Consider the following 25,430-nt stretch of genomic DNA (forward strand, 5'->3'; position numbering starts at 1 on the left):
GCCGCTTTGCTGTGGTCAGGTGCCGGCCAGCCGGAGCAGGGCGGCCGTTTCGGCTTTGCTATACGCGTTCCCGCCCTCTGCGTCACCCTTTCGGCGGAGTCATTTCACATCTCTGCGAGGTGCACGCGCCGCGATATCGGCAACGAGTTCCGTGACATGGCCGAAACGCCTGAGCGAGAGCCCGTTGCCGTCGCCATGATCGGTGCCGCCGCTCGGCATCAGCGCTGCCTCGAAGCCGAGCTTGGCGGCCTCCCGGAGGCGCGCGGCCGCGACGGCGACCGGGCGAATCGCGCCCGAGAGCGCGATCTCGCCGAAATAGACCGCTTCCTGCGGCAGGGTCGCTCCGCTCAGCGAGGACACCAGCGCCGCCGCGACCGCAACATCGGCCGCCGGCTCGTTGACGCGCAACCCCCCGGCGACATTGAGATAGACGTCGTGCTGGCCGAGCCTCAAGCCGCCATGCGTTTCGAGCACGGCCAGCACCATGGCGAGCCGGCTGTTCTCCCAGCCGACGACAGCGCGCCGCGGCGTGCCGAGCGCGGTCGGCGCCACCAGTGCCTGGATCTCGACCAGCACCGGCCGCGTGCCCTCCATGCCGGCGAAGACGGCCGCGCCCGGTGCCGGCTGGTCGCGCCCCGCGAGGAACAGCGCCGAGGGGTTGGTGACCTCCGACAGGCCCTTGCCGGTCATCTCGAAGACGCCGATTTCGTCGGTCGCGCCGAAGCGGTTCTTCTGGCCGCGCAGGATACGGAACGAGTGCGCGCCTTCGCCTTCGAAGGACAGCACGGCATCGACCATGTGCTCGACCACGCGCGGGCCGGCGATCTGGCCGTCCTTGGTGACGTGGCCGACCAGGATCAGGCAGGCGCCTGATGTCTTGGCGTAGCGGATCAGCGCCTGCGCCGAACCGCGCACCTGCGTCACCGTGCCCGGCGCGCTCTCGACCTCGCCGGACCACATCGTCTGGATCGAATCGATCACCACCAGGGCAGGGCGCTCGCCCTGACCCAGCGTCGCGATGATGTCCTCGACATTGGTCTCGGCCGCGAGATCGACCGGCGCCTCGGCCAGCCCCATCCGCTCGGCCCGGAGGCGCACCTGCCCGGTCGATTCCTCGCCCGAGACATAGACGACGCGCCGGCCGGCCTTGGCGAGCGCCGCGCAGGCCTGCATCAAGAGCGTCGACTTGCCGATGCCGGGATCGCCGCCGATCAGCAGAACCGAACCCGGCACGAAGCCGCCGCCGGTAACGCGGTCCAGTTCGCCGATGCCGGAGACGATGCGTGGCGCGTCCTGCGTCTCGCCCTTCAGCGTTTCCAGCGCGAAGACGCGGCCGCGGGCGCGCCCGCCGGAGGAAAGCCGCCCGCCGCCGGGAACGGGCGCGGCTTGAGCTTCCTCGACCAGCGAGGACCATGTCCCGCAGGCGTCGCACTTGCCCTGCCAGCGATGATAGACCGCGCCGCAGGCCTGGCAGTGATAGGTGGGACCGCGCTTGGCCATCAGCCGCCGATATAGCGCCGCTGGTAGCGGCGGCCGAGGCTGGTCAGGATTTCGTAGCCGATCGTCTTGGCGCCGCCGCCGACCGTTTCGAGATCGAGCGGGCCGCCGATCAGGGTCACGCTCGCGCCGCGCTTGGCGGCATCCGCGGGAGCATCGGTGACGTCGATGATGATCAGGTCCATCGAAACCGAGCCCACGAAGGGGCAGGAGACGCCATCGATCAGCACTGAGCCGCCGGTCGAGGTATCGGTCCAGCTGCCGTTGCGCGGATAGCCATCGGCATAGCCGAGGCAGATCGTGGCGAGCTTGCGCTTGCCCTTGGCCGTCCAGCGACCGTTATAGCCGACCTGCGTGCCGGCCTCGACCTCGCGGGTCTGGATGATCGTCGCCTCCAGCCCGACGACCGGCTTCATCGGATTCGGCTGCCCGGGCGTCGGATTGCCGCCATAGAGCGCATAGCCCGGCCGGGTGAGCTGGTAGGACGGGCAGTCCTTCAGGAAATGGCCCGACGAGTTCTTGAGTGAAGCCGGCACCTCCGGCAGGGCCGCGGCGATCTCGGCGAAGGCGGCGATCTGGCGGGCATTGGCCGGGTCGGTCTCGACTTCGGACGAGGCGAAATGGCTCATGACCAGCCCGATTCCGGCCGCCGCGATCACGCCCGAGCGCTCGCGGGCGAGATTGAGACCCTCGCCCGGCCAGAGGCCGAGCCGGTTCATCGCGGTGTCGACATGCAGCGCCGCCGGCCGGACCTGCGCACCGGTCTGCCGGAACGAGGCCCATTCCAGCAATTCCTCATGCGAGCCCAGAACCGGCGACAGGCCATGCGCGGCGAAGGTCTCGGCGGCGCCGGGCAGCAGCCCGTTCAGCACGTAGATCGTGGCGTCCGGAGCGACCTTGCGGGTGCGGATGGCCTCCGAGACATGGGCGACGAAGAAGCTCTTGCAGCCGGCTTTCGCCAGCGCCGTCACGGCGGGCTCGATGCCGATGCCATAGGCGTCGGCCTTGACCACGGCGCCGGCTTCGGTGCCGGCCCGCTTCCCCAGCAGGCGCCAGTTCGAGATCAATGCGTCGAGATCGATGGTGAGGGTCGCGCCGAAGGCGGCGGAATCAGGCAGGTCGGCAGGCATCATTCACGGTCCGGCAGGCGCATCTCATCGGCGCGATCGGAGAAGCGTGTCACATCCGCGTCGAACTGCAAGGCCACGGCGCCGGTCGGGCCGTGACGCTGCTTGCCGATGATCAGCTCGGCGACGCCGTGCATCGCCTCCATCTCGATCTGCCACTTGTTGTGCTCTTCGGTCCCCGGCCGCGGCTCCTTGCCCTTGAGGTAGTATTCCTCGCGGTAGACGAACATCACCACGTCGGCGTCCTGCTCGATCGAGCCGGATTCACGCAGGTCCGAGAGCTGCGGGCGCTTGTCGTCGCGATTTTCGACCTGGCGCGAGAGCTGCGAGAGCGCGATGATCGGAACGTTGAGCTCCTTGGCCAGCGCCTTCAGGCTGGTGGTGATCTCGGTCAGCTCCTGCACGCGGTTCTGGCTGTTCTTGGACGAGCCGGAGAGGAGCTGCAGGTAGTCGATGAACAGGACGTCGAGCCCCTTCTGGCGCTTCAGGCGGCGCGCGCGCGCCATCAACTGCGCGATCGAGATGCCGCCGGTCTGGTCGATATAGAGCGGCAACTTCTCGATCTGGGCGGCGACGTCGGTCAGGCGGGCGAAATCGCCCTCGGTGATGCGGCCCTGCCGAATCTTGTAGGAGGAAATGCTCGACTGCTCGGCGACGATACGGGTCGCAAGCTGATCGGCCGACATTTCGAGCGAGAAGAAGCCGACGATGCCGCCATCGACCGACTTGATCGAGCCGTCCTCCTGCCGCTCGCCGCGCCAGGCCTTGGCGATGTTGAAGGCGATATTGGTCGCGAGCGAGGTCTTGCCCATGGCGGGGCGCCCGGCGAGCACGAGCAGGTCCGAGCGCTGCAGGCCGCCCATGCGCTGGTCGACGTCGCGCAGGCCCGTCGAGATGCCCGACAGGCCACCGGCGCGCTGGTAGGCGCTCGCCGCCATGTCGATGGCGAGGCGCAGGGCGCCGTCGAATTTCTGGAAGCCGCCTTCGTAGCGGCCCTTCTCGGCGAGCTCGTAGAGCCGGCGCTCGGCATCCTCGATCTGCTCGCGCGGCGCCATCTCGACCGGCGCGTCATAGGCGACGTTGACGAGGTCCTCGCCGACGCCGATGAGCTGGCGGCGTATCGCGAGGTCGTAGACCGTCCGGCCGTAATCGGCGGCGTTGATGACGGTCGTCGCCTCGGCGGCGAGGCGGGCAAGATACTGGCTCGGCGTGATCTCGCCGAGATCGAGGTCGTTGACGAAGGTCTTGAGCGTGATCGGCGTCGCGACCTTGCCGGCCCGGATGAGGCTCGATGCCAGCTCGTAGATGCGCTGGTGGATAGGCTCGAAGAAATGGTCCGGCAGCAGGAAGTCGGAAACGCGGTAGAACGCGTCGTTATTGACCAGGATCGCGCCCAGCAGCGCCTGCTCCGCCTCGATATTGTGAGGCTGGACGCGGAATTCGGCCTCGCGGTTGTCGAGGCGGGCGACGAGGGCGGTGACGGGGGCCATGGCTGCCTTGGTAAGTAAGCTCTTACTTACGTGTTCAAGCCGGCATTCGACCGCGGGTAGCGGAGCGCATGGCGGCAACTGAGTCGGAGTGAACCTAGTTTAGCACTCCGCCAGCTTCTGCCAGCATGTTGAGGGTCTATTCCCGCAGTTCACAGGACAGACGAAAAAGGCGCCGTGTTGCCACGGCGCCCTTGACTCGTTTCGGGAGCGATAAGGCTCAGCGATCGTCGTCGCCACCGGCCTCGGCCAGCGCCGCACCGACCTCGAGGCCGAGATCGTCGAGATCGAACCTCTCCTGGGCCGTGACGTTCTCGCCGGCGGCCTGACGGTCGGCCTCTTCAGCCGAGCGGGCGACGTTGACGGTGACGGTGACCGCGACTTCCGGGTGCAGCACGACCGGGACGGTGTGCAGGCCGAGCGTCTTGATCGGGGTGTTCAGGGTCACCTGGCCGCGCGAGACGTTGAAGCCGTCCTTGGTCAGGGCCTCGGCGATGTCACGGGTCGAGACCGAGCCGTAGAGCACGCCGGACTCGCCGGACTGGCGCAGGATGGTGACGCTCTGGCCGTTGAGGCGCTCGGCGACCGCATCGGCTTCCGACTTCAGCTCGAGGTTGCGGGTCTCGAGCTCGAGCTTCTGGCTCTCGAAGCGCTTCTTGTTGTCTTCGGTGGCGCGCAGCGCCTTGCCACGGGCGAGCAGGTAGTTGCGGCCGAAGCCGTCACGGACCTTCACGACGTCGCCCATCTGGCCGAGCTTGGCGACGCGTTCGAGCAGGATCACTTCCATTTTGTCTTCTCCTTGATCTGTCTGTGGTCAGGGTTTCAGGAACGGGTAGGCGGAGGCGGCAGCGCGGCCTGCCTGCGCAGGCCGAGAAGCGTGTCGATGACGCCGGCGATCGCGAGCAGCGGCGTCAGCAGGGCCTGCATCACGACGAGCGCGACATAGACCGAGATCAGCATCGGCATCCGCCAGGCACGCCCGCGCGAGATGTCGTGCAGCGTGGCGAGCCCGCTGAACATGAAGGCGGCAAGCAGCGCGCCGACGAAGGCCATCGCGGCGACGCCGATGAAGCCGCCCGTGGTCGCGACGAAGGCGCCGGCGATCAGCAGCAGCAGGGCCTGCCGCGGCAGCGTGGTCGAGGGAATGAAGGGCCAGGGGCGCGGCAAACGGTCGGACATCTTCACCGTGCGGGCCGCGAGCCAGAGATTGGCCGTGATGGTGGTGACGAAGGAGGCGCCGATGCCGAGCGGCACGGCCGGAGCCAGGCTGTCAGCCAGCTCCTTCACCTGGATATCGGCGGGCAATGCGATCAGCTTGCCGCGCACCATCTCGCCCAGCAGGTTCTCTATCATGCGCGCGATCACCGAGCGATAGGTCTCGTAATCGGTGGTCATCACCAGCGCGCTGCCGACGGTCGCGAGCGCCGCGGTGGCAGCGATCCAGAGCAAGAGGTTGCCGAGCGGATACCACTCGACCCGGCCCTCGATGTCGCCGCGGGCGAGCAGGGCGAGATAGGCGATCCACCAGGCCGGCAGGCCGATGATCAGGGCAAAGGCGATGCCGCCGGTCGGAGCCAGCGCAACCGCGACGGCGAGCGCACCGGCCACCGTGGCGAACAGCCCCGAGCGGTGGTTCCAGCCCAGCGATGCGATGAAGATCGGGAGAGGAGCGGCCGAATACAGCAGAGCAGCCAGCGGCGATCCGGTGATCACCACTGAGAAGAGCAGGGCCGAAACGAGGCCCGCGCCGATGCCGACAATCGGAATCATAAAGTCCGTCCTGCTGTCCCGCTGCTCGCAAGCCTTGTGGGCTCGGCAGGGTGAGAGGCTTCTGGCCTCAACGAACCCGAGGGAGTTTCACCGACGGGCGACTGGTTGATCTTGAAAGCGAAAACCGGAGGCGAAAGGGTACGCCTCCGGAATTTATCGTGTGCCGGAACCGAACGAACGGCTCAGCGGATGACGTAGGGCAGCAGGCCGAGGAAGCGGGCGCGCTTGATCGCCTGGGCGAGTTCGCGCTGCTTCTTGGCGGAGACCGCCGTGATGCGGGACGGAACGATCTTGCCGCGCTCGGAGATGTAGCGCGAGAGCAGACGCACGTCCTTGTAGTCGATCTTCGGGGCGCCTTCGCCCGAGAAGGGGCAGGACTTGCGGCGGCGGAAGAAGGGGCGACGGGCGCCAGCGGATGCAGTCGACATTCTCAGGCCTCCGCTTCGGCGGTTTCGGTCGCTTCGTCGTCACGGCGCGGACGATCACGGCGCGGGCCGCGGTCGAAACGGTCGCCGCCACGCTCCGGACGGTCATCGCGGTCACGCTTCTGCAGCATGGCCGACTGACCTTCCTCGAGCTCCTCGACCTTGATGGTCATGAAGCGCAGGATGTCCTCGTTGATGCGCATCTGGCGCTCCATCTCCAGCACGGCGGCGGAGGGAGCCTCGATGTTCAGCAGCGTGTAATGCGCCTTGCGGTTCTTCTTGATGCGGTAGCCGAGGGACTTGACGCCCCAATACTCGACCTTGCGGATGGCGCCGCCATTCGCTTCGATCACGCCCTTGAACTGCTCGACAAGAGCTTCGACCTGCTGCGCGCTGACATCCTGCCGCGCGAGCAGCACATGCTCGTACAATGCCATATGTGGCCTTCCTTGTTTCACCCTGCTTCGCCCGGCGCGGAGCCCTCCGAGCCCTGGATAAGGCCCGACAGGATTTCATCGAAGGCGGAGACACGGGATGACGGTTCCGAAGAACCTGCGCTCTTCCTTGCGGGCAAGCGCCATCCGTTCAGCCTCCGGCCGAACAAGCAGGAGGCGGTGGTTACAGTGTCCGGTGCGCCGTGGCAACCGGAATCTCGTGTGGACGAGCGTCTGTCGGGCGGAAAAGATGGGCGTTGTGCTTGACTTGGCCGCTAAACCGATGTGACAGCCCCGTCATAATACATAAGTAGTGAAGAACGAGGCGTTCCGCACATGACCACAGCCTTCATCTTTCCGGGCCAGGGTTCGCAGGCCGTCGGCATGGGCAAGAGCCTGGCCGAGAACTTCGCCGTCGCGAAAGCGGTCTTCGACGAGGTCGATGCGGCGCTGTCGCAGAAGCTCTCGGCCGTGATGTGGGAGGGGCCTTCCGAGGAGCTGACCCTAACGGCCAATGCCCAGCCGGCGCTGATGGCGGTGAGCCTCGCGGTGGTGCGGATCCTGGAAAGCGAAGCCGGGCTCGACCTGAAGCGCGATTCAGCCTTTGTCGCCGGTCATTCGCTCGGCGAGTATTCGGCGCTGGCTGCGGCCGGGACCTTCTCGATCGGCGATGCCGCCCGCCTGCTGCGCATTCGTGGCGACGCCATGCAGAAGGCCGTGCCGGCGGGGCAGGGCGCGATGGCGGCGCTGCTCGGTGCCGAGCTCGATCTCGCCCGCGAGATCGCCGCGGCCGCAGCGCAGGGTGAAGTCTGCGAAGCCGCCAACGACAATGGCGGCGGTCAGGTCGTGCTCTCCGGCGCCAAGGCCGCGATCGAGCGCGCCATCGCGCTCGCCGGCGAGCGCGGCGTGAAGCGCGCCATGCTGCTGCCGGTTTCCGCGCCCTTCCATTGCGCCCTGATGCAGCCGGCCGCCGACGCAATGCGTGATGCCCTCGCCAAGGTCGCGATGCAGGCGCCGGTGGTGCCGGTCGTCGCCAATGTCGGTGCCGGGCCGCTGAGCGACCCCGATGCGATCCGGGCTTCGCTCGTCGCGCAGGTCACCGGTACGGTGCGCTGGCGCGAATGCGTGCAGGCGATGGCGGCCGCTGGCGTCACCGATTTCGTCGAGGCCGGCAGCGGCAAGGTGCTGGCCGGGCTCGTCAAGCGTATCGTCGCAGGCGCGGCGCCGGTCTCGATCGGCACGGCCGATGACGTTGCGGCCTGGAAGGCCCGCAAGGAATAAGTGCAGAAACCCGGGACGGGCTGCAGCGGCAGGATGCCGAACAAGGGGAGCGAACATGTTTGATCTGACCGGCCGCAAGGCCCTGGTGACCGGCGCGACAGGCGGCCTCGGCGGCGCCATCGCCCGGACACTGCATGCGCAGGGTGCCAGCGTCGCGATCTCCGGAACGCGCGCGGAAGCGCTCGAAGCGCTGGCGGCCGAGCTCGGCGAGCGCGTCGTGATCGCGCCCTGCAATCTCTCCGACAAGGATTCGGTCGAGGCGCTCGTGCCGACTGCCGAGGAGAAGCTTGGCGGGCTCGACATTCTCGTCAACAATGCTGGCATCACCCGCGACAACCTATTCATCCGGCTCAAGGACGAGGACTGGGACAGCGTGCTCGCGGTCAACCTCACCGCGGCCTTCCGGCTGTCGCGCGCTGCGGTGAAGTCGATGATGCGCCGCCGCTACGGCCGAATCGTCGCGATCGGCTCCGTCGTCGGCACGATGGGCAATCCGGGCCAGGGCAACTATGCCGCCGCCAAGGCGGGCCTGATCGGCATGTCCAAGGCGCTCGCAGCCGAGGTCGCGAGCCGCAACATCACCGTCAACGTGGTCGCGCCGGGCTTTATCGAGTCGCCGATGACCCAGGCGCTCAACGACAAGCAGCGCGAGGGCATCCTCTCCGACGTGCCGATGGGGCGGCTGGGTGAGGGCGCGGATGTGGCCGCGGCCGTCGCCTTTCTCGCCAGCACGGAGGCCGGCTACGTGACCGGGCAGACGCTGCACGTCAACGGCGGAATGGCAATGATCTAGGGGCGTTAGCGCCCATTCCGGATCGGCTTTGATAAGCTGGAAGCGCTCTCGCCAGTCCGTAAAGGGTATGTTAACTAGCGCCGTCTCGCTGCCGCCGGGCGTTCCGAGGGGACTTGACGAAACCTCGGTTGTTGCGTTTGTGCAGGCTTCAAGCTTTCCGGATCGCGGGCCCCCTCCAGGTGGCGCGGCGGCTCGGAATGAGATTCCTCCACCGCGTCGCACCCCTGCGATGCGTTTTCAGTTTCAAAGTCTAAGGAAGAGACCCATGAGCGATGTTGCCGAGCGCGTGAAGAAGATCGTGGTCGAGCACCTCGGCGTCGAGGCCGACAAGGTCGTCGACGGCGCCAACTTCATCGAGGACCTGGGCGCGGACAGCCTCGACACCGTCGAGCTCGTGATGGCCTTCGAGGAAGAGTTCGGGGTCGAGATCCCGGACGATGCCGCCGAGACGATCGTGACCGTCGGCGACGCCGTCAAGTTCCTGTCGTCGAAGAGCGCCTGATCGACCTTAAGGGTTGGTCTACGCAGAAAGAGCCATGGCTTCTCGCAGTTATCCGATGCGGCGTGTTGTCGTAACCGGGCTCGGCATGGTGACGCCGCTTGCATGCGGCGTCGAGCCGACCTGGTCGCGCCTTCTTGCCGGTGCCAGCGGCGCCGGCCCCATCACATCCTTCGACGCCAGCGATCTGCCGGCGCGGATCGCCTGCAACATCCCACGGGGTGACGGCAGCGACGGGACCTTCAATCCCGATCAGTGGATGGAGCCGAAGGAGCAGCGCAAGGTCGATGATTTCATCGTCTTCGCCATGGCGGCGGCCACGCAGGCGTTGCAGGACGCCGGCTGGAAGCCGGAAAGCTACGAGGACCAGACCCGCACCGGCGTCGCCATCGGCTCCGGTATCGGCGGGTTGGGCGGTATCTACGAGGCTTCGCTTCTGCTCAAGGAGCGCGGCCCGCGCCGCCTCTCGCCTTTCTTCATTCCCGGCCGCCTGAGCAATCTGGCGGCGGGTTACGTCTCGATCGAGCACGGGCTGAAAGGTCCGAATCACGCCGTCGTGACCGCCTGTTCGACCGGTGCGCATGCGATCGGCGACGCCTCCCGCATGATCGCGCTGGGTGATGCCGAGGTCATGGTCGCAGGCGGCGCCGAATCCGCGGTGAACCGCATCGGCATTGCTGGCTTCTGCGCCTGCCGCGCGCTTTCGACCGGTTTCAACGATACGCCCGAAAAGGCCTCGCGCCCCTATGACAAGGACCGCGACGGCTTCGTGATGGGCGAGGGCGCCGGTGTCGTCGTGCTCGAGGAACTCGAGCACGCGCTTGCCCGCGGCGCGCATATCTATGCCGAAATCGTCGGTTACGGCATGTCGGGCGACGCCTATCACATCACCTCGCCCTCCGAGGATGGCGATGGCGCCTATCGCTGCATGCAGGCCGCGCTGGACCGCGCCGGCATCACGGCGTCCGACCTCGACTATATCAATGCCCACGGCACCTCGACGCCGCTTGGCGACGAGATCGAATTGCGCGCCGTCGAGCGGTTGCTGGCCAATGCTTCGAGGCGTCCGTCGATGTCGTCGACCAAGTCGGCGACCGGCCATCTGCTCGGCGCTGCCGGTGCGATCGAGGCGATCTTCACCGTGCTCGCCATCCGCGACCAGACTGCGCCCCCGACGATCAATCTCGACAATCCTTCGGTCGAGACCGAGATCGACCTGGTCCCGCATGTCGCGCGCAAGCGCGAGATCGATTACGCCCTGTCGAACTCCTTCGGTTTCGGCGGCACCAATGCCTCGCTGGTGATGCGGCGCTACAGGCCCGAGCATTGAACCGCTGCGAAACAGCGCGGTTTCGCCATAATCTTGGGTAGAGTTGGCGACGACTGCGGCTGAATGCGTGATTCCGCGTTCACAGCCGCACCGAAACCGGCTCTAATGCCGTCGCCCGACTGAGTGCGGCTGCATGCCCACTCCGGCAGGCGCGGTCCAGTTTGCACCGTGCCGAGACCATCACCCCCGTGCTGCGAGCGTCCTGATCGTGAATGATACGCCCCGCGTCGCCCCGAAGAGTCCGAGCGAGGCCCTCAAGCCCGTAGCGCCGCCGGCCCCGCCGCCGAAGGTTCGCCGCCGCCGGCGCAGCCCTTTCCTGTCGATGCTGAGCGGGCTGTTCACGGTCGCGCTCGTCGGCGCCGGCGTGGTCGGCGCCGGGATCGCCGTCGTCTCGAACCAGAGCAAGGCGCCGGGGCCGCTGGCCAGCGACCGGGCCGTGATCATCCCCAGGGAGAGCGGGCTCACCGAGATCGCCGAACTGCTGCAGCGCGAGGGGTTGATCGAGCACCCGCTTTCGTTCCGCGTCGCCGCCGTCGTCGGCGGTGACTGGCACAAGCTCAAGGCCGGCGAGTACCTGTTCAAGGCGCGTATCAGCCCCCAGGAGATCCTCGACATCATCTCGAGCGGCAAGGTGGTCGAGCATTCGATCACCATTCCCGAGGGGTTGACGAGCGAACAGGTCGTCGAGCGGTTGCGCAACAACGACCTCCTGACCGGCGAGATCGCACAGGTGCCGAAGGAAGGCTCGATCCTGCCTGACACCTATCGCTTCCCGCGCGGTTTTTCGCGGAAGGGCATCATCGATCAGATGGGGCGGAGCCAGAATGCGATCTTGAAGAGCATTTGGCTGCGCAAGCCCGCTGATCTCCCGATCAAGACACCCGAGGAACTCGTCATCCTCGCCTCCATCGTCGAGAAGGAGACCGGGCGCGCCGATGAGCGGCCGCGCGTCGCCGGCGTCTTCATCAACCGTTTGAACCAGAAGATGCGGCTGCAATCCGACCCGACGATCGTCTACGGCCTCGTCGGCGGCAAGGGCACGCTCGGCCGGCCGATCCAGCGCAGCGAGATCAGGCAGGCGACGCCCTACAACACCTATGTCATCAACGGCCTGCCGCCGGGGCCGATCGCCAATCCCGGTCGCGCCGCCATGGAGGCGGTGGTCAACCACTCGCGGACCAAGGACCTCTACTTCGTCGCCGACGGCAGCGGCGGCCACGCCTTCGCCGAGACGCTGGAGCAGCACAACCGCAATGTCGGACGCTGGCGCCAGATCGAGACGACGCGGACGCAGCAGCAGGGCGGCAAGCCGCCGGCCGAGGCCGTCGACAAGGTCGAGCCGCCGGCAGGTCCCGACAACCGCACCGAGGCGCCGGCCACGACGCAGCCCGCAGCCGACAATACCGGCTCCGCTGGCGTCCCCGTCGCCCAGCCGACCGGTGCGATTGCGGGAACACGCGCCCGCGCCTTCGACGCTTCGGAAGGCACGACGCGGGATCCGCTGCTCAACAAGAGCTTCGACCTGAACTCGCCCAAGCAGGTGCCGCAGCTCAAGCCCTGAGTTGCAGGCCCCGGAAGGCTCGCAATCCCCATTTTCCGGCGGCAGCCCGCTTGCTGTCATGGATGCGCGCCACTACGGTCCCGCCGATCTTGAATGAAGGCGGCAGGGGCAATGTCCATCGAAAGCATGACGGGCTTTGCCCGCGCGGCGGGAACGGCCGGAGTCCATGGCTGGGCCTGGGAAATCCGCAGCGTCAACGGGCGTGGGCTCGATTTGCGTGTCCGTGTCCCGCCCGGCTTCGAGGTCCTCGCCGAGGCCGCTCGCAAGAAGCTGGGCGCCGCCTTCTCGCGGGGAACGCTGCACGTCAACCTTGCCGTCACCAGCGATGCCGGTCCGCCGCGCCCCCGCGTCAACGAGGCCGTCCTGGCCGCGCTGCTCGAGGCGGTCGAAAGGCTGCCGCCGGCCGCCGGCATCAATCCGCCATCCTATGACGGGCTGCTCGGCATCCGCGGCGTCGTCGACTATGCCGACGAGGCGCAGGATGCGCTCGGCGCGGTCGAAGCTCCGGCCCTTGCCGGCCTCGAAGCCGCCACCGATGCCTTGAAGGAAGCGCGGGCCGCCGAAGGGCGCGCGCTCGAAGCGATCGTTCTCGGTCATCTCGAAACCATCGCCCGCCTCGCCGGCGAGGCGGAGGGGCACCCCGCCCGCAGCAGCGATGCGATCCGGGCCCGGATTGCGGCACAGGTCGAGGCCCTGCTCGGGGCGAATAACGGCTTCGATCCGCAGCGCCTCCATCAGGAAGCGGCATTGATCGCTGTGCGTGCCGATATCCGCGAGGAGATCGACCGGTTGCAGGCCCATGTCGCGGCTTTGCGCGAATTGCTGGCCAAGGGGGGGCCGATTGGCCGCAAGCTCGACTTCCTCTCGCAGGAATTCGGCCGCGAGGCCTCGACGCTCTGCGCCAAGGCCAATGATCCCGGCCTGTCGCGCATCGGCCTCGAATTGCGCACGGTCGTCGACCAGATGCGCGAGCAGGTCCAGAACGTGGAGTGAGCCGGATGGCTGCCGAGACCCTTCACCCGGCCCGCCGAGGCCTCATGCTGATCCTGTCTTCGCCGTCGGGCGCGGGCAAGACGACGCTCACCCGCAATCTCAAGAGCGAGAACAACCTCGACCTCTCGATCTCGGTGACGACCCGCGCCAAGCGCCCGTCCGAGATCGAGGGCGTGCATTACCGCTTCATCGATCGCGCGGCCTTCGACACCATGCGCCAGCACAATGACCTGCTCGAATGGGCTGAGGTCCACGGCAATGGCTACGGCACGCCGCGCAAGGAGGTCGAGGCTTCGCTGGCGGCCGGGCGCGACGTGCTGTTCGACATCGATTGGCAGGGCACCCAGCAGATCGTCAAGAAGGCGCGGGCCGATGTCGTCACCATCTTCATCCTGCCGCCCTCGATGGCGGAGCTGCGCTCGCGCCTGATCCGCCGCGCCGAGGATGCCGAGGAGGTCATCGTCAAGCGTCTCGCCAACGCCCGTGACGAGATCGCGCGCTGGAACCAGTACGATTACGTCATCGTCAACAACGATCTCCAGGCGGCCTATGAGTCGATCAAGGCGATCCTGACGGCCGAGCGCCTGAAGCGCAGCCGCGCGGTCGGCCTCAACGACTTCGTCGACCAGCTTCTGACCGAAGAGCTGCCCTGATCAGCGCTGCGCGGCCAGCGCGTTCGCCAGCCTGACGAAGCCCGAGACCGGTATCTCCTCGGCGCGCGCCGTCTCGTCGAGGCCGGCGGCCGCGATGATCGGGGCGGGGTCGGGCAGCACCGCCTTCAGGCTCTGCCTGATCATCTTGCGGCGCTGGCCGAAGGCCGCCAGCGTCACCCGCTCCAGCAGGCGCCGGTCGCAGGGCTCTGGCTCCGCACGCGGGATCAATTGCACGATCGACGAGGTGATCTTCGGCGGCGGCACGAAGGCGCTGCGCGGCACGTCGAACAGGATCTTCGTCTCGCAGCGCCAGTTGGAGAGCACGGCAAGCCGGCCGTAATCGGCGCGCTCATCCGGCGTCGCGACGATGCGCTCGGCGACCTCGCGCTGGAACATCAGCGTCAGCGAATCCCACCAGGACGGCCAGGGTTCGAGGCTGAGCCAGCCGACCAGCAATGGCGTCCCGATATTATAGGGCAGGTTGGCGACGATCCGCGCCCGCCCGCCACCGAGATGGGGCGACAGGTCGACCGCGAGCGCGTCGCCGTCGATGACCTCCAGGCGCCCCGGATAATGCGCCGCGATCTCGGCGAGCGCCGGCAGGCAGCGCCGGTCGCGCTCGATCGCGATCACGCGGCCGGCGCCGTTGGCCAATAGCGCCCGCGTCAGCCCGCCGGGGCCGGGGCCGATCTCGACCACCGTCTGGCCGTCCAGCGGCCCGGCTGCGCGCGCGATCCGGCTCGTCAGGTTGAGATCGAACAGGAAGTTCTGGCCGAGCGCCTTCTGCGCCATCAGCCCATGGCGCTCCACCACCTCGCGCAGCGGCGGCAGGTCGTCGATCTGGCTCATGAAGCGGTGTCCGTGACAGTGCGCTCGGCCATCCGGGCGGCGAGCTTCAGGGCGGCGCAGAGGCTGTCCGGCCGCGCGATGCCCTGGCCTGCGATGTCGAAGGCCGTGCCATGGTCCGGCGAGGTCCGGATGAAGGGCAGGCCGAGCGTGACGTTGACGCCGTCGTCGAAGGCGATCGTCTTGATCGGGATCAGGGCCTGGTCGTGATACATCGCCAGCGCCGCGTCGTAGCCGGCCCGCGCGCGGGCATGGAACATCGTGTCGGCCGGATAGGGGCCACTGGCGTCGATGCCCTCGGTCCGCAACTGGGCGATGGCGGGCGCGACGACGCCATCGTCCTCATGGCCCATCGTGCCGTCTTCGCCGGCATGGGGATTGAGCCCGCTGATCGCCAGTCGCGGCCGGGCGATGCCGAACCGGCTGCGCAGCTCGGCGGCGACGATCCGGCCGGTCTCGACGATCAACGCCGTGGTCAGAAGCTCGGGCACGCGGCGCAGCGGCTCGTGGATCGTCACCGGCACGACAGCGAGGTCCTCGCACCAGAGCATCATCACCGGGCGCGGCGCAACACCACCTCGCGCAGCCAGATGCGCCAGATATTCCGTATGGCCGGGATGCTTGAAGCCGGCCTTGTAAAGCACTGATTTCGCGATCGGATTGGTCACGACGCCTGCGGCCTCGCCAGCATAGGCCGCGGCGACCGCCTGGTCGATGGAGCCGATCGTACTTGCGGCTGTCGCCGGATCAGGCTTGCCGGGAACGACGGTGCCAGCCCCGGAAGCGAGCGGAATCACCGGCAACGCATCGGCAAAGGCAGCTCCGGCATTGCGCCAGTCGCAGATATGCAGCGGCACGGTCCATCCAAGCCGCTCGGCGATACGGGCGAGGTGATCGGGGTCGCCGATGCAGGCGAATGCGGGCACCGCGCGCTCGCGGCGCTCCAGCCAGGCGCGAAGCGTCAGTTCCGGCCCGATGCCGGCCGGGTCGCCCTGTGTCAATGCGAGCGGCTTGGCCGGCAAGACGAACTCCGCGCCTTGAAGAAGAATCCGGCCCGTCGCTTCGGGCCGGTACGACTAGTTCGACGAGGTAACGCCGTCGCTCGACGAGGAGGCCCCGCCAAGGTTCTGCGAGTAGCTGATTTCGCCCAGCGTGCGCAGTTCGAGGCGGAACATGACCGTGCGCGTATCCTTCGTCGCCCCCGCCTGGCGGTCGGCATAGCTCTGCGAATAGCTGATGTCGAAGACAGTGCACTCGTCGGTGTAGTTGATGCCGAACGAGGTCGAGGCGGTCTGGAACGGCCCGCTGTTCGGATAGATCGGGACAGCGGATGCCGCGGGAGCCGCCGCGTAGGCCGCATAAGCGTCCCGGTAGCGCTCGCGATCGTATTTGTACTTGTCGAGGTCGAACAGCACGCCGGCCCGCAGGCGCCAGTTCTCGGCGACCTTGAGCGAGCCGTTGAGCGACAGGCCCTCGCGGCGGCGCGAAATGCCGAGATCGGGCTGGGGCTCGTAGCGGCCGTAACCGACCGAAGCGGAGATGATGCTGTTGGAATAGGTCGCGGCGGCGTCGATCCGCTGGGCTTCGAAGGTCGTCGAATTGAGGCGCGTCGCGCCGGTCAGGAAGAAGCCCTTGAACGGCGAGAGCTGGGCGCGGGCGACATAGTCGGAATTGCGGGTCTCCAGACCGGAGTTCAGGCCGGTATTGATCAGGTCGCCACCGGCGAAGGAATTCCGCCCTCCGAGCTGGTAGGACTGGCCGATGAGCAGGTTGGCGAAGGCTTCCTGGCCGAAGCGCCCGGTATAGAGCGCTCCGACATTCGCGCGGGTCCCGCCCTCGACGCGGTCGAAGCCGGAGAACTTGCCGCTCCACTCGAACAGGTTGTTGGCGTCGAAGACCAGGCTTTGCGCATCCTCGTTGGCGACGCGCAGGCTGTTCGTCTCGTTCGGCCGCGCGACGATCTGCGCCACCGGCTCGATGATATGGGTGCCCCAGCCGGTCTTGGCGACGAACGGGTAGCGGTACATCAGGCCGATTGCCGGCATCACCCGGCCGAAGACCTCGTCCGAGGTGTCGGCGATCGTCGAGACGCGCGAATTGATGAGGCCGCTGGTGTCGGGATTGATCGAGAAGACGTCGGCGCGCACCGAGGCATAGGGCGTCCACATCTGCCCCAGCGGGTCGATGAAGTTGCGCCGCCAGGCGACCTGGGCGGTCGCACGCGAGACATTGCCGGCAAGGCCGCGCACGAGGCAGTGGTTCTTGTCGTAGACGGCGCAGCCGTCATAGAGCGAATAGCTCGGCGTCCTGATCAGGTAGCTCTTCTGCTGCGGCAGCTCCGAGAAGGCGGCCGTGTCGCGCGTCAGGCTGGTGATGTTGACGTTGAACGAGAGCTCGCCGCCGAGGAAGGTCGGCTTGTGGACGCGCTTGTCGTAGTCCAGCACCGGCAGCACGACGGGCTGTTGCTTCTGCCAGTCCTGATAGTTCAGGGGCTGGAAATAATAGCCGCGCAGGTCGAACCAGGCGCTCTCGCTCTGGCCGTTCAGATAGGCCGTCGAGATCGATTCCTGCAGATAGGTCGTGGCGCTGAGGCTCTCGTTGCGGATGCGGTAGTTCTTGTAGAACCAGCGATCCGTCGACATCGAGGCGTTCCAGCCGACGCTCCAGCGCGGGTTGATGAAGAACTTGCCGTTCGTCTCCACCGAACCGCGGAATTCCTTGTCGCGCGGTCCGAGCGGGCTCGCCAGATAAGCGTCCTTGTCCTGCTGGAAGATGCCGGAGGCCCGGATCGCGTAGGAACCGTTGACCAGCCGATGCCGCCATTCCACCTGGCCGAGGAAGCCCTGGCGGCTGAAATAGGTCGGCGTAAACGTCAGGTCGTAATTCGGCGCCAGGTTGAGGAAATAGGGCAGGCCGACGCCGTAGCCGAGCGCCGAGGTGTTGATGAAGCGCGGCGACAGGAAGCCGGACTTGCGCTTCACCGTCGAATCCGGGCCGGACATGTATGGGATATAGGCCATCGGGATGCCGGCGAACTCGACCCGGGCATCCTCGTAATAAATCGTCTGCTCGGACTTCTTGTGGATGATCCGCGCGGCGCGGACCTGCCAGAGCGGCGGTCGCTCGGGATTGTCCTTGCAGGGCTCGCAGGCCGTGTAGATGCCCTTGTCGAAGACGAAGGTCTCGCCATCCGTCCGCTCGGCGCGGGGGGCCGAGAAGCGGGTCTTGTCCGGATTCACGACGCGCAGCGAGTCGATGAAGCCGTCGCGGAAATCATCCGTCAGGTTGAACTTGTCGCCGGTGATGACCGTGCCGTTGGCTTCGGTGATCCGGGCCTTGCCGATGGCGGTGACGCGCTTGTTGCCCTGGTCGTAGATGACGCGATCGGCCTCGATCGTCCGGCCCTGATACAGGATCTGGACGTCGCCGACGGCCGCGACCGTCTTCTTGTCGTTGTCGTAGACGAGTTCACGCGCATCGACGACCATCCGGTCCTGCGGCTTCGCCGCAGCCGTGGTCGCAGGCTTGGGCTGCGTGCCGGCCGCCCGATTCTGGGCATAGGCCGGCCCGGCCAGCAGATAGGCCAGGCTGGAGGCGAGAGCCGTCGCCGCAGCAAAGCGCGCTAGCCGGTTCACTCCTGGACCCATCTCGTAAACTCGAAATTAACCATAGGCACAGTACGTTTCACCCATCTTCCTGATGGAGGAGGGCGAGTGCTCCCAGCATTGCCCCCAATGCTGCAGGCAACCACGCCGCGACGATCGGATTGACGATTCCCGACGATCCGAGTTCCTCCGACAGTTGTGTCGCCACATAGAGCACGAACCCCGCAGCGACGCCACCTATCACCAGTCTGGTCACACCACCAAACCTGAAAAATCTTAAGGAAACGGATGCGGCCACGAGCACCATCGCGATCAGCAGCAGCGGACGCGCCATAAGCGACTGATAACGCAGCTCATAGGGGGTCGTGTCGAGACCGGCGCGCTGCGTCCGGTCGATCACGGCCGGCATCGACCAGAAGCCCACCGCGTCGGGTGGGGTGAAGCTCTGGCGCATCTGTTCCGGCTCCAGCGTGGTGGCGAGCACGTAGCTCTTATAGCTCTGTGGCTCTTCCGTGGCGGAGGTCGTGCGTGCATCGGCGAGCTCCCAGTGCCCCGGGCGCAGCAGGGCCTGCCGGGCGTCGATTCGCTCCTTGAAGCTGCCGTTCGGATTGAAGATGAAGAACGCGACCTGCGACAATCCGTCCTCGTCGGGCAGGGCGCCCGCGGCGCGGATGATCGCCTGGCCGTCGACGCTGCGCTGCCGCAGCCAGATTTCCTTGGAGAGGGCGGATTTGCCTCCGGAGCGGACGAACAGGCGCGTCTCGAGCGCCGTGGCCTTGCGCTTCAGCTCGGCCGCGACGGGATTGTAGATCATGATCGAGATCAGCCCGAGGACCCCTGCGACCGCCGCGGCCGGCTGCAGAAACTGCCAGGCCGAGACGCCGACCGAGCGGGCGACGACGAGCTCGAGCTTCCGGCTCAGCGTCAGCAGCGCGAACATGCCGCCGAACAGTGCGGCGAAGGGGAAGATCTGCTCGGCGACGGCCGGAGCCCGGAACAGCGCGAGCTGGACGATGCGCGGCGTCGTCGCGATCGGGGAATCGCCGGCGCGTCGCATCAGCTCGACGAAATCGAGCGTCCCGATCAGGAAGAAGAACGTGCTGAAGACGCCGACGATGGCGCGCGCGAAGCGCCTGGTCAGATAGCGGCCGAAGGTCGTGAACAGCAGCATCAGGCGCGCCGGAAACGGGCCGCGAGATTGACCAGCGGCGTGGTGAGGGGAGCGACGAGACGGGCCAGTATCGGCTGGATCCGTGCGCCGTAGAAGATGAAGCCTGTCGCCAGGATGATGGCGAGGATCGGCAGGATGTAGAGCAGCGCGGCAGCAAAGGGCGAGCGCACGCTCGCGGTCCAGGCCGCATAGGCCGCGATGCGCGTCGCTCCGACGATCATGATCGCCGACTGGATCGCCAGCGCGCGGCCCTGGCGGGTGGTGCGCGCCTCGCCGATGGCGGCAAAGGCGATCAGCATGAAGGCGAGGGGATAGAGCGGCGACGACAGCCGGTTGTGCAGCTCGGCCCGGAAGCGGCCTTCCTGGATCTTGTAGTAGGCTTCGTTGGTGTCCTGCCGGAGCAGCTCCCAGGTCGAGCGCTCGCGCGGCTTGTAGATCACCTTGTCGCCGTCGCCCTCGCCAGGGCCGCCGCTGGCGTCGCCTGTGAGCGCCGACAGGTTCAGGGCATAGCGCTCGAACGAGATGATCGAGGTCGTGCTGGTGTTCTTGGCCTCGCGCTGGATCGTGCCCTTTTCCAGCATCAGGAAGCTCTGGCCCTCGGCCTCGACCGTTCGGCCGCGCTCGGCGAGATAGATCGAGGGCTGCGACGGGTCGCGGCGATCCTGCATGAAGATGCCGACCAGCGAGTCGCCGGCCTTCTCGCGATAATGGAAGGTCACACCGGAATCGAGCGAGACGAACTGGCCTTCCTTGACCACGTTGGCGACGAAATCGGCGCGGATCAGCGTGATCAGGTCGCGCAGCATGCGGAAGCTCGCCGGCATCACCGAGATCGTCATCCAGGCGACGATCAGCGAGGTCGCGATCGTCAGCACGATGAAGGGCCGCGTGATGCGCTGTGGCGCCACGCCGGCGGCGTTCATCACGATCAGCTCGGAATCCCCGTTGAGCCGGTTCAGCGTGTAGAGTGTCGACATGAACAGCGCGACCGGCGCGATGCCGGCGAGCAGGGCCGGCAGCGAAAGCAGCGTCACGGTCAGGAAGATCAGGACCGTCTGGCCCTTGCCGGTGATGAGATCGACCTCGCGCAGGGCCTGCGTGACCCAGATCACGCCGGTCAGGCCGAGCAGGAGCACGATCGCCGCCACCGCCGCGATCTTCAGGATGTAGCGATCGAGGCGGTTGAGAAGCACGCGTCGTTTCCGGAGAAGGAGAGCAAGGCGCTCCCCGAGGTGGTTCGTCGGACACACCCTATGGTATAGGCGCGACCATGGCGCAAACGGGAATCGTTTGCCGTCTGCCGTCAATTGTCCTTCCCCTGTCATTTTCGCAAGATTGTGAGCGGATCATGTCGCAGCGCCTGAAGCTCGAGATCAAAGCCCTGGATGCCGTCGAAGGGCAGGATCTGGTGATCCTCGTCTCGGACCGGCTTGCCGTGCCCGACGCGGCGCAGGAATGGGCGGGCGAGGGCGCGCAGGCGCTGCTGACCCGGGCCGCCGCCGCCGAGCGTTTCAAGGGCAAGGCCCTGGCCGGGCTGACGCTGCCCTCGCCGGAAGGTGCCTCCTATGAGCGCCTGATCGTCGTCGGCGTCGGGCCTGAGGACGAGCGCACCAAGCTGGATTTCGTCAAGCTGGGCGGTGTCATCGCCGGCCGGCTCGGCGCCGGCCGCAGCGCCGAGATCATTCTCGCGTTGCCTGAAGGCGCGCTCGAGGCGAAGCAGGCCGCCGATATCGCGCTCGGCCTTCGGCTGCGGGCCTATGCCTTCGACCGCTACAAGACCAAGAGCAAGGACAAGGATGAGGCCGAGCCGCTGACGGTCACGCTGCGCGCCGCCGATCCCTCGCCGTTGAAAAAGGCTCTGAAGACGACTGACGCCATCGCTGCCGGCGTGATCCAGGCGCGCGACCTCGTCAACGAGCCGCCGAACGTTCTTTATCCGGAAGAGTTCGCCGACCGTGCCGCCAAGCTCGAGAAGCTGGGCGTCGAGATCGAGATCCTCGACGAGAAGGCGCTGAAGAAGATCGGCATGCGCGCGCTGCTCGGCGTCGGCCAGGGCTCGCGCCGCGAAAGCCGCGTCGTCGTCATGCGCTGGAACGGTGCGAAGAAGGATGCGCAGCCGGTCGCCTTCGTCGGCAAGGGGGTGACCTTCGACACCGGCGGCATCTCGCTGAAGCCGGGGGCCGGCATGGAGGACATGAAGGGCGACATGGCGGGCGCGGCCTGCGTCGTCGGCCTGATGCAGGCGCTGGCCGGCCGCAAGGCCAAGGTCAACGCGATCGGCGTGATCGGCCTCGTCGAGAACATGCCTGACGGCAACGCCCAGCGCCCCGGTGATATCGTGACTTCGCTCTCCGGCCAGACCATCGAGATCATCAACACCGATGCGGAAGGCCGCCTCGTTCTGGCGGATGTGCTCTGGTACACGCAGGAGCGCTTCGAGCCGCGCTTCATGATCAATCTGGCGACGTTGACCGGAGCTATTCTCGTCGCACTGGCGCAGGAGAATGCCGGCCTGTTCAGCAACGACGACGAGCTCTCCGCCCGCCTGACGGCGGCCGGCATCGCCACCGGCGAGACGGTCTGGCGCATGCCGCTCGGCAAGGCCTACGACAAGATGATCGATTCGAAATTCGCCGACATGAAGAACTCGGCCGGCCGTTATGGCGGCTCGATCACCGCGGCGCAGTTCCTGCAGCGCCATGTCGACGATACGCCCTGGGCGCATCTCGACATCGCGGGAACCGGAATGGCCGCCGCGAATTCGGAGATCAACCGCTCCTGGGGGCCGGGCTGGGGCGTGCGCCTGCTCGACCGGCTGGTCGCCGACCATTACGAAGGCTGATTCGCTTTCTGCGGACATGCCGGCAACCCTTTAGGATATAAGGCTTCGATGGCCGAGATCCTGTTCTTCCATCTGCAGTCCCGCCCGCTGGAGCAGGTCCTGCCGACGATCCTCGACCGCGCCTTGTCGCGCGGCCAGAAGGTTGTCGTCGAGGTCGGCGGCCAGGAGCGGCTGAGCGTGCTCGACGACCACCTCTGGACCTATGCTGATGAAAGCTTCCTGCCGCATGTCACGGCACTGGAGGCCGATGCGGCGAGCAATCCGGTCGTGCTGACGACGCAGCCGCATAACCCGAACGCCGCACAGGTCCGGGTCTGCGCCGACGGGGTCCGCATTCCCGACGCAATGCAGGACTACGAGCGCGTCGTCCTGATATTCGATGGTGACGATCCCGAGGCGCTTGCTGCCGCCCGCGAGGATTGGAAGAAGGCCAGGGCCTCGGGCCATGCCGCCAGCTACTGGCAGCAGGACGATGCCGGCCGTTGGGAGAAGAAAGCGTGAGACTGCCTGTTCTGTTGCTCTGCACCGCCGCCCTTGCCGGCTGCTCGGTCGATATGGGCGGTTTCGCCTTCCAGTCGGAGACGAAGGGCGGCGTCACCACGACGACGACGACCTCCGGCAGCGCCGGCATCTCGACGCAGGAACCGGTCCTGACGCCGGAAGGCGAGTGCAGCGTCGGCGCCTCGCTCGATCCCTCGACCCGGCCGCTGCCGAAGGAGATCGCGCCCGGCATCACCGAATGCGAACTGGTGAAGCTGAAGGGCGGGCGCCCGACCGACGTGCTCGTCGGCGAGAGCGGCAAGGGCCAGCGCGAGGTCCAGGTGCTCTATTCCGAGCCCGGCGGCCGCGAGATCTACATGTTCACCGACAACCGCCTGAGCCGGATCGTCAAGCCCGGGCAGGGGGATCCGGGGGCGGTCGCGTCTTCGCGCTAGCGGCTTTGGCGCCGGGCTCGGTGGGCCATCAGCGACTTGAAAAGCGGGGCGCAGCAGAGCGCGACGATCGCACCAGTGACCGACCAGCCGATCGCGCCGCCGCCGAGAATCTCCTGGCCGAGATACGCGCCACCGAAACATCCGGCCAGAGCCAATGGGATTTGCCAGAGGATCGTCGTGACGGACATCGGGCTTCTCCGGACAGGCGCCTGTTCTATCGCGAGCCGTTATATTGCGGGATGCGGTTCTTGCTCCCGAAAATCAGCCCTTGCGGGTCCCGATTCACATTGCGCAGCGTACGGTCGAAGCCGGAGAGGGCGCGGCTGCCGTCCGAGGTGAGTGTTTCGACCTTCTGCAGCCCGCTTCCCGTGAACTGGATGATCTTTGCCGCCACCGCCGCCGAGCTCCGATCCAGATTGTCGGCGAGCGTGCGCAGGGATTTCGCCGCCTCGGCCACGTCTTCGAAGACGCTTCCCCCGTTTTCTCTTCCGGCACCGGTCAGGAAGGCTTGCGCGCCTTTCAGCACGCCATCGACCTGATCGGCGGCCCTGTTGAGCTTCTCGCTCATCGAGGCGACGCTCCGCACCGTCTTGCCGATGTCGGGAGCGGCAGCGCTCAGTTTTGCGGCAAGCTGATCGGCATCGTCGATGACTGAAGCGACCCGATCCTTGTCGACGGATCGGAGGGCCTCCATGAAACCCTCGCTGAAGTCTTTCAGCCTGTCCGGAAGCGGCGTGATGAATTCGGCCGCCGAGCTGACGCTCTGCATGAACTTGTCGACCTCGGACGAATTGCTGTTCAGCGTGGCCGACAGGTTCTCCACGTATTTGATCTTCTCGGTCACGGGCCCCGCATTGGCCTGGATTGCGGCATCGATGCCGACGAGAGCCTCATCGATGCCCTTCGCGATGGACCCGACCTTTTCGAAGATGCTTTCGGAGGATTCCGCGATGATCGTCGGAAGAGCCTGCCCTGGCCCGGCGATCAACGGAGCAGCGGCGGGGCTGCCTCCACGAAGCTGCACGGCGACGATGCCGGCCAAGCCCTGGCCTTCGAGGCGGGCGATCGTATCGACGCGCAGCGGAGCGGACTGGCTGATCTTCAGGATGGCGTAGATCTGGCGCGGATCACTCGGCTCGATCTCGAGTTCCTTGACCTCGCCGATCCGCAGGCCGTTGAACAGCACGCTGGAGCCACGGCCGAGGCCGGAGACCTTGCCGTTGAAGACGACCTTGACGTCGATGGTGTCCCCTTGCCCCCGGCTGAACCAATAACCGAGCCCGAACAGCACAGCGAGCACGACCAGCGTAGCCAGACCGATCAGCGCATGAGCTGCTCGCGATTTCATCGGCGGAATTGTCTTTCATTGCCAGGTGGAGCTGCCATCCGAGTCGACAGCATAGTCTACTGTCGCGACGGCCACGAGGCGATCGGCGACCCATCCGCTTGTTTTCGCCCAATCTGCAACGCATCATCGCGGCATGACGAAATATCTCATCTCCTTTCCGAGCGAGGCGATGGTACTCACGGACGAGGAGCTGAACGCCGCCTCCGTCGACTCCCATGCGGTGATCGAGGAGGCCAAGGCGGCCGGCGTTTATGTCTTCGGCGGCGGGATCAACGAGCCGGTCGCCCCCGTGCTCGTCTCCGCCGATGGATCGGTGTCCGGGGAGATTTATCCGGGGAGCCGCCTCAATGGCGGTTTCGCGGTGCTGGAGCTGCCGACGCGCGAAGAGGCGGTGAAATGGGCGGCGAAGCTCGCGCGGGCCTGCCGCTGCGCGCAGGAGCTGCGCGAGTTCATGTATGATCCGGCCAGCTAGGATGGCCATTGCCAGCTTCCGCCGAGCACGCCATTCGCCGGCGATAGCCGCCATCGGAGATCGCCGCCCATGATCAGATTTGCCATCTTTGCGGCGTTGGTCGCGGTCGCCTTTGGCGCTGCCGATGACGCGCTCGCTGCCGGTTCATGCCGGCCGACGCGAGACGGCAAGGACCGCATGGAAAGGTCCGGCGGCTGCCCGAGCGGCTATGTCGTGCGCGGCGCCTGCTGCGAATCCGTCCGGCCGATCTCGCAGCCCACCGGCCCGCATACCTGCCCGCCCGGCACCATGCTGAGGCTCGGCGCTTGCGTCCCGCGCCCGTAGGTCACCGGTCGCGGCTGCGCCGCATTCCGAAGACCTG

General features: G+C 66.8%; 26 protein-coding genes. 12 read left to right on the plus strand and 14 right to left on the minus strand.

Features of this window, described 5'->3' with window-relative positions; translation table 11 throughout:
• Positions 1-99 precede the first annotated feature (99 nt).
• From radA to rpsF, 7 genes are all read right to left on the minus strand, one after another.
• A complete protein-coding gene (gene radA / locus FHT98_RS23420) occupies positions 100-1,500 on the minus strand; it encodes a DNA repair protein RadA (RefSeq protein WP_061968128.1) in 1,401 nt (466 codons plus the stop codon).
• Positions 1,500-2,630, minus strand: a complete 1,131-nt coding sequence (gene alr / locus FHT98_RS23425) for an alanine racemase (RefSeq protein WP_248309292.1) — start codon at positions 2,628-2,630, stop codon at positions 1,500-1,502. The genes radA and alr overlap by 1 nt, the downstream gene beginning before the upstream one ends.
• Positions 2,627-4,114 carry a replicative DNA helicase gene (locus FHT98_RS23430; protein WP_061968126.1) on the minus strand — a complete coding sequence of 496 codons (1,488 nt, stop codon included), beginning with the start codon at positions 4,112-4,114 and terminating at the stop codon, positions 2,627-2,629. Before FHT98_RS23430 ends, alr begins: the two co-directional genes overlap by 4 nt.
• A gap of 217 nt (positions 4,115-4,331) precedes the next feature.
• A complete protein-coding gene (gene rplI / locus FHT98_RS23435) occupies positions 4,332-4,898 on the minus strand; it encodes a 50S ribosomal protein L9 (RefSeq protein WP_061968124.1) in 567 nt (188 codons plus the stop codon).
• Positions 4,899-4,933: 35 nt separating this feature from the next.
• A complete protein-coding gene (locus tag FHT98_RS23440) occupies positions 4,934-5,881 on the minus strand; it encodes a DUF2232 domain-containing protein (RefSeq protein ID WP_091859061.1) in 948 nt (315 codons plus the stop codon).
• A gap of 182 nt (positions 5,882-6,063) precedes the next feature.
• Complete coding sequence (rpsR, locus tag FHT98_RS23445; protein ID WP_038367644.1) at positions 6,064-6,309, minus strand: 30S ribosomal protein S18; 246 nt, start codon at positions 6,307-6,309, stop codon at positions 6,064-6,066.
• Positions 6,310-6,311: 2 nt separating this feature from the next.
• Positions 6,312-6,743 carry a 30S ribosomal protein S6 gene (rpsF, locus tag FHT98_RS23450; protein WP_061968121.1) on the minus strand — a complete coding sequence of 144 codons (432 nt, stop codon included), beginning with the start codon at positions 6,741-6,743 and terminating at the stop codon, positions 6,312-6,314.
• A 333-nt stretch (positions 6,744-7,076) separates the two neighbouring features.
• Here rpsF and fabD point away from each other — a divergent pair, with 333 nt between their 5' ends.
• The 7 genes from fabD to gmk all read left to right on the plus strand — a co-directional run bounded on the left by fabD (position 7,077) and on the right by gmk (position 13,850).
• Positions 7,077-8,021, plus strand: a complete 945-nt coding sequence (gene fabD / locus FHT98_RS23455) for an ACP S-malonyltransferase (protein WP_142115462.1) — start codon at positions 7,077-7,079, stop codon at positions 8,019-8,021.
• A gap of 55 nt (positions 8,022-8,076) precedes the next feature.
• Positions 8,077-8,814, plus strand: coding sequence for a 3-oxoacyl-[acyl-carrier-protein] reductase (fabG, locus tag FHT98_RS23460; RefSeq protein WP_061968118.1), 738 nt, complete (start codon positions 8,077-8,079; stop codon positions 8,812-8,814).
• 265 nt (positions 8,815-9,079) lie between these two features.
• Positions 9,080-9,316 (plus strand): acyl carrier protein, encoded by a 237-nt coding sequence (locus FHT98_RS23465; RefSeq protein WP_061968116.1) that lies wholly within the window; start codon positions 9,080-9,082, stop codon positions 9,314-9,316.
• 55 nt (positions 9,317-9,371) lie between these two features.
• The gene (gene fabF, locus FHT98_RS23470; RefSeq protein ID WP_061968115.1) at positions 9,372-10,643 is read left to right on the plus strand and encodes a beta-ketoacyl-ACP synthase II; all 1,272 of its coding nucleotides are present in this window, start codon (positions 9,372-9,374) and stop codon (positions 10,641-10,643) included.
• 208 nt (positions 10,644-10,851) lie between these two features.
• Positions 10,852-12,204, plus strand: coding sequence for an endolytic transglycosylase MltG (gene mltG, locus FHT98_RS23475; RefSeq protein ID WP_248309293.1), 1,353 nt, complete (start codon positions 10,852-10,854; stop codon positions 12,202-12,204).
• A gap of 111 nt (positions 12,205-12,315) precedes the next feature.
• Positions 12,316-13,197, plus strand: coding sequence for a YicC/YloC family endoribonuclease (locus FHT98_RS23480; protein WP_142115464.1), 882 nt, complete (start codon positions 12,316-12,318; stop codon positions 13,195-13,197).
• 5 nt (positions 13,198-13,202) lie between these two features.
• Positions 13,203-13,850 (plus strand): guanylate kinase, encoded by a 648-nt coding sequence (gmk, locus tag FHT98_RS23485; protein WP_061968109.1) that lies wholly within the window; start codon positions 13,203-13,205, stop codon positions 13,848-13,850.
• Here the strand turns inward: gmk and rsmA are convergent, their stop codons facing one another.
• From rsmA to lptF, 5 genes are read right to left on the minus strand one after another with little or no spacing between them, the layout of a single operon-like run.
• A complete protein-coding gene (gene rsmA, locus FHT98_RS23490) occupies positions 13,851-14,699 on the minus strand; it encodes a 16S rRNA (adenine(1518)-N(6)/adenine(1519)-N(6))-dimethyltransferase RsmA (RefSeq protein WP_142115465.1) in 849 nt (282 codons plus the stop codon).
• Complete coding sequence (gene pdxA, locus FHT98_RS23495) at positions 14,696-15,718, minus strand: 4-hydroxythreonine-4-phosphate dehydrogenase PdxA (protein ID WP_142115466.1); 1,023 nt, start codon at positions 15,716-15,718, stop codon at positions 14,696-14,698. Before pdxA ends, rsmA begins: the two co-directional genes overlap by 4 nt.
• 54 nt (positions 15,719-15,772) lie before the next feature.
• Positions 15,773-18,331: an LPS-assembly protein LptD gene (locus FHT98_RS23500; RefSeq protein WP_248309294.1), complete on the minus strand. Its 2,559-nt coding sequence runs from the start codon at positions 18,329-18,331 to the stop codon at positions 15,773-15,775.
• A gap of 49 nt (positions 18,332-18,380) precedes the next feature.
• Entirely contained in the window at positions 18,381-19,472 is a 1,092-nt protein-coding gene (gene lptG / locus FHT98_RS23505; protein ID WP_061968103.1) for an LPS export ABC transporter permease LptG, read from the minus strand.
• Entirely contained in the window at positions 19,472-20,665 is a 1,194-nt protein-coding gene (lptF, locus tag FHT98_RS23510) for an LPS export ABC transporter permease LptF (RefSeq protein ID WP_061968101.1), read from the minus strand. Before lptF ends, lptG begins: the two co-directional genes overlap by 1 nt.
• A gap of 155 nt (positions 20,666-20,820) precedes the next feature.
• On the opposite strand from lptF, the gene FHT98_RS23515 reads away from it, so the two are divergent.
• Genes FHT98_RS23515 through FHT98_RS23525 form a run of 3 tightly spaced genes read left to right on the plus strand, consistent with a single transcriptional unit; the run spans position 20,821 to position 23,249 of the window.
• Positions 20,821-22,314 (plus strand): leucyl aminopeptidase, encoded by a 1,494-nt coding sequence (locus FHT98_RS23515; protein ID WP_142115469.1) that lies wholly within the window; start codon positions 20,821-20,823, stop codon positions 22,312-22,314.
• 48 nt (positions 22,315-22,362) lie between these two features.
• Positions 22,363-22,815, plus strand: coding sequence for a DNA polymerase III subunit chi (locus FHT98_RS23520; protein ID WP_142115470.1), 453 nt, complete (start codon positions 22,363-22,365; stop codon positions 22,813-22,815).
• Complete coding sequence (locus FHT98_RS23525; protein ID WP_091859094.1) at positions 22,812-23,249, plus strand: hypothetical protein; 438 nt, start codon at positions 22,812-22,814, stop codon at positions 23,247-23,249. The genes FHT98_RS23520 and FHT98_RS23525 overlap by 4 nt, the downstream gene beginning before the upstream one ends.
• On the opposite strand, the gene FHT98_RS23530 is transcribed toward FHT98_RS23525, so the two are convergent.
• Both FHT98_RS23530 and FHT98_RS23535 read right to left on the minus strand, forming a co-directional pair.
• The gene (locus FHT98_RS23530; RefSeq protein WP_142115471.1) at positions 23,246-23,437 is read right to left on the minus strand and encodes a hypothetical protein; all 192 of its coding nucleotides are present in this window, start codon (positions 23,435-23,437) and stop codon (positions 23,246-23,248) included. The two genes, FHT98_RS23525 and FHT98_RS23530, sit on opposite strands and share 4 nt — an antisense overlap.
• 26 nt (positions 23,438-23,463) lie before the next feature.
• Positions 23,464-24,597: an MlaD family protein gene (locus FHT98_RS23535; RefSeq protein ID WP_142115472.1), complete on the minus strand. Its 1,134-nt coding sequence runs from the start codon at positions 24,595-24,597 to the stop codon at positions 23,464-23,466.
• A gap of 133 nt (positions 24,598-24,730) precedes the next feature.
• On the opposite strand from FHT98_RS23535, the gene FHT98_RS23540 reads away from it, so the two are divergent.
• A complete protein-coding gene (locus FHT98_RS23540; protein WP_142115473.1) occupies positions 24,731-25,069 on the plus strand; it encodes a YciI family protein in 339 nt (112 codons plus the stop codon).
• Between the two features lie 69 nt (positions 25,070-25,138).
• The gene (locus FHT98_RS23545; RefSeq protein WP_142115474.1) at positions 25,139-25,393 is read left to right on the plus strand and encodes a hypothetical protein; all 255 of its coding nucleotides are present in this window, start codon (positions 25,139-25,141) and stop codon (positions 25,391-25,393) included.
• The last annotated feature ends 37 nt before the right edge of the window (positions 25,394-25,430 follow it).

It is taken from the genome of Allobosea sp. AK1 (genome assembly GCF_006714945.1).
GTDB lineage: Bacteria > Pseudomonadota > Alphaproteobacteria > Rhizobiales > Beijerinckiaceae > Allobosea > Allobosea robiniae.

What these genes read in the sequence shown, in the direction of transcription:
- radA (WP_061968128.1), bottom strand. Translation starts at nt 1,500, where the DNA reads ATGGCCAAGCGCGGTCCCACCTATCACTGCCAGGCCTGCGGCGCGGTC.
- alr (WP_248309292.1), bottom strand. Translation starts at nt 2,630, where the DNA reads ATGATGCCTGCCGACCTGCCTGATTCCGCCGCCTTCGGCGCGACCCTC.
- FHT98_RS23430 (WP_061968126.1), bottom strand. Translation starts at nt 4,114, where the DNA reads ATGGCCCCCGTCACCGCCCTCGTCGCCCGCCTCGACAACCGCGAGGCC.
- rplI (WP_061968124.1), bottom strand. Translation starts at nt 4,898, where the DNA reads ATGGAAGTGATCCTGCTCGAACGCGTCGCCAAGCTCGGCCAGATGGGC.
- FHT98_RS23440 (WP_091859061.1), bottom strand. Translation starts at nt 5,881, where the DNA reads ATGATTCCGATTGTCGGCATCGGCGCGGGCCTCGTTTCGGCCCTGCTC.
- rpsR (WP_038367644.1), bottom strand. Translation starts at nt 6,309, where the DNA reads ATGTCGACTGCATCCGCTGGCGCCCGTCGCCCCTTCTTCCGCCGCCGC.
- rpsF (WP_061968121.1), bottom strand. Translation starts at nt 6,743, where the DNA reads ATGGCATTGTACGAGCATGTGCTGCTCGCGCGGCAGGATGTCAGCGCG.
- fabD (WP_142115462.1), top strand. Translation starts at nt 7,077, where the DNA reads ATGACCACAGCCTTCATCTTTCCGGGCCAGGGTTCGCAGGCCGTCGGC.
- fabG (WP_061968118.1), top strand. Translation starts at nt 8,077, where the DNA reads ATGTTTGATCTGACCGGCCGCAAGGCCCTGGTGACCGGCGCGACAGGC.
- FHT98_RS23465 (WP_061968116.1), top strand. Translation starts at nt 9,080, where the DNA reads ATGAGCGATGTTGCCGAGCGCGTGAAGAAGATCGTGGTCGAGCACCTC.
- fabF (WP_061968115.1), top strand. Translation starts at nt 9,372, where the DNA reads ATGCGGCGTGTTGTCGTAACCGGGCTCGGCATGGTGACGCCGCTTGCA.
- FHT98_RS23480 (WP_142115464.1), top strand. Translation starts at nt 12,316, where the DNA reads ATGTCCATCGAAAGCATGACGGGCTTTGCCCGCGCGGCGGGAACGGCC.
- gmk (WP_061968109.1), top strand. Translation starts at nt 13,203, where the DNA reads ATGGCTGCCGAGACCCTTCACCCGGCCCGCCGAGGCCTCATGCTGATC.
- rsmA (WP_142115465.1), bottom strand. Translation starts at nt 14,699, where the DNA reads ATGAGCCAGATCGACGACCTGCCGCCGCTGCGCGAGGTGGTGGAGCGC.
- lptG (WP_061968103.1), bottom strand. Translation starts at nt 19,472, where the DNA reads ATGCTGCTGTTCACGACCTTCGGCCGCTATCTGACCAGGCGCTTCGCG.
- FHT98_RS23515 (WP_142115469.1), top strand. Translation starts at nt 20,821, where the DNA reads ATGTCGCAGCGCCTGAAGCTCGAGATCAAAGCCCTGGATGCCGTCGAA.
- FHT98_RS23520 (WP_142115470.1), top strand. Translation starts at nt 22,363, where the DNA reads ATGGCCGAGATCCTGTTCTTCCATCTGCAGTCCCGCCCGCTGGAGCAG.
- FHT98_RS23530 (WP_142115471.1), bottom strand. Translation starts at nt 23,437, where the DNA reads ATGTCCGTCACGACGATCCTCTGGCAAATCCCATTGGCTCTGGCCGGA.
- FHT98_RS23535 (WP_142115472.1), bottom strand. Translation starts at nt 24,597, where the DNA reads ATGAAATCGCGAGCAGCTCATGCGCTGATCGGTCTGGCTACGCTGGTC.
- FHT98_RS23540 (WP_142115473.1), top strand. Translation starts at nt 24,731, where the DNA reads ATGACGAAATATCTCATCTCCTTTCCGAGCGAGGCGATGGTACTCACG.
- FHT98_RS23545 (WP_142115474.1), top strand. Translation starts at nt 25,139, where the DNA reads ATGATCAGATTTGCCATCTTTGCGGCGTTGGTCGCGGTCGCCTTTGGC.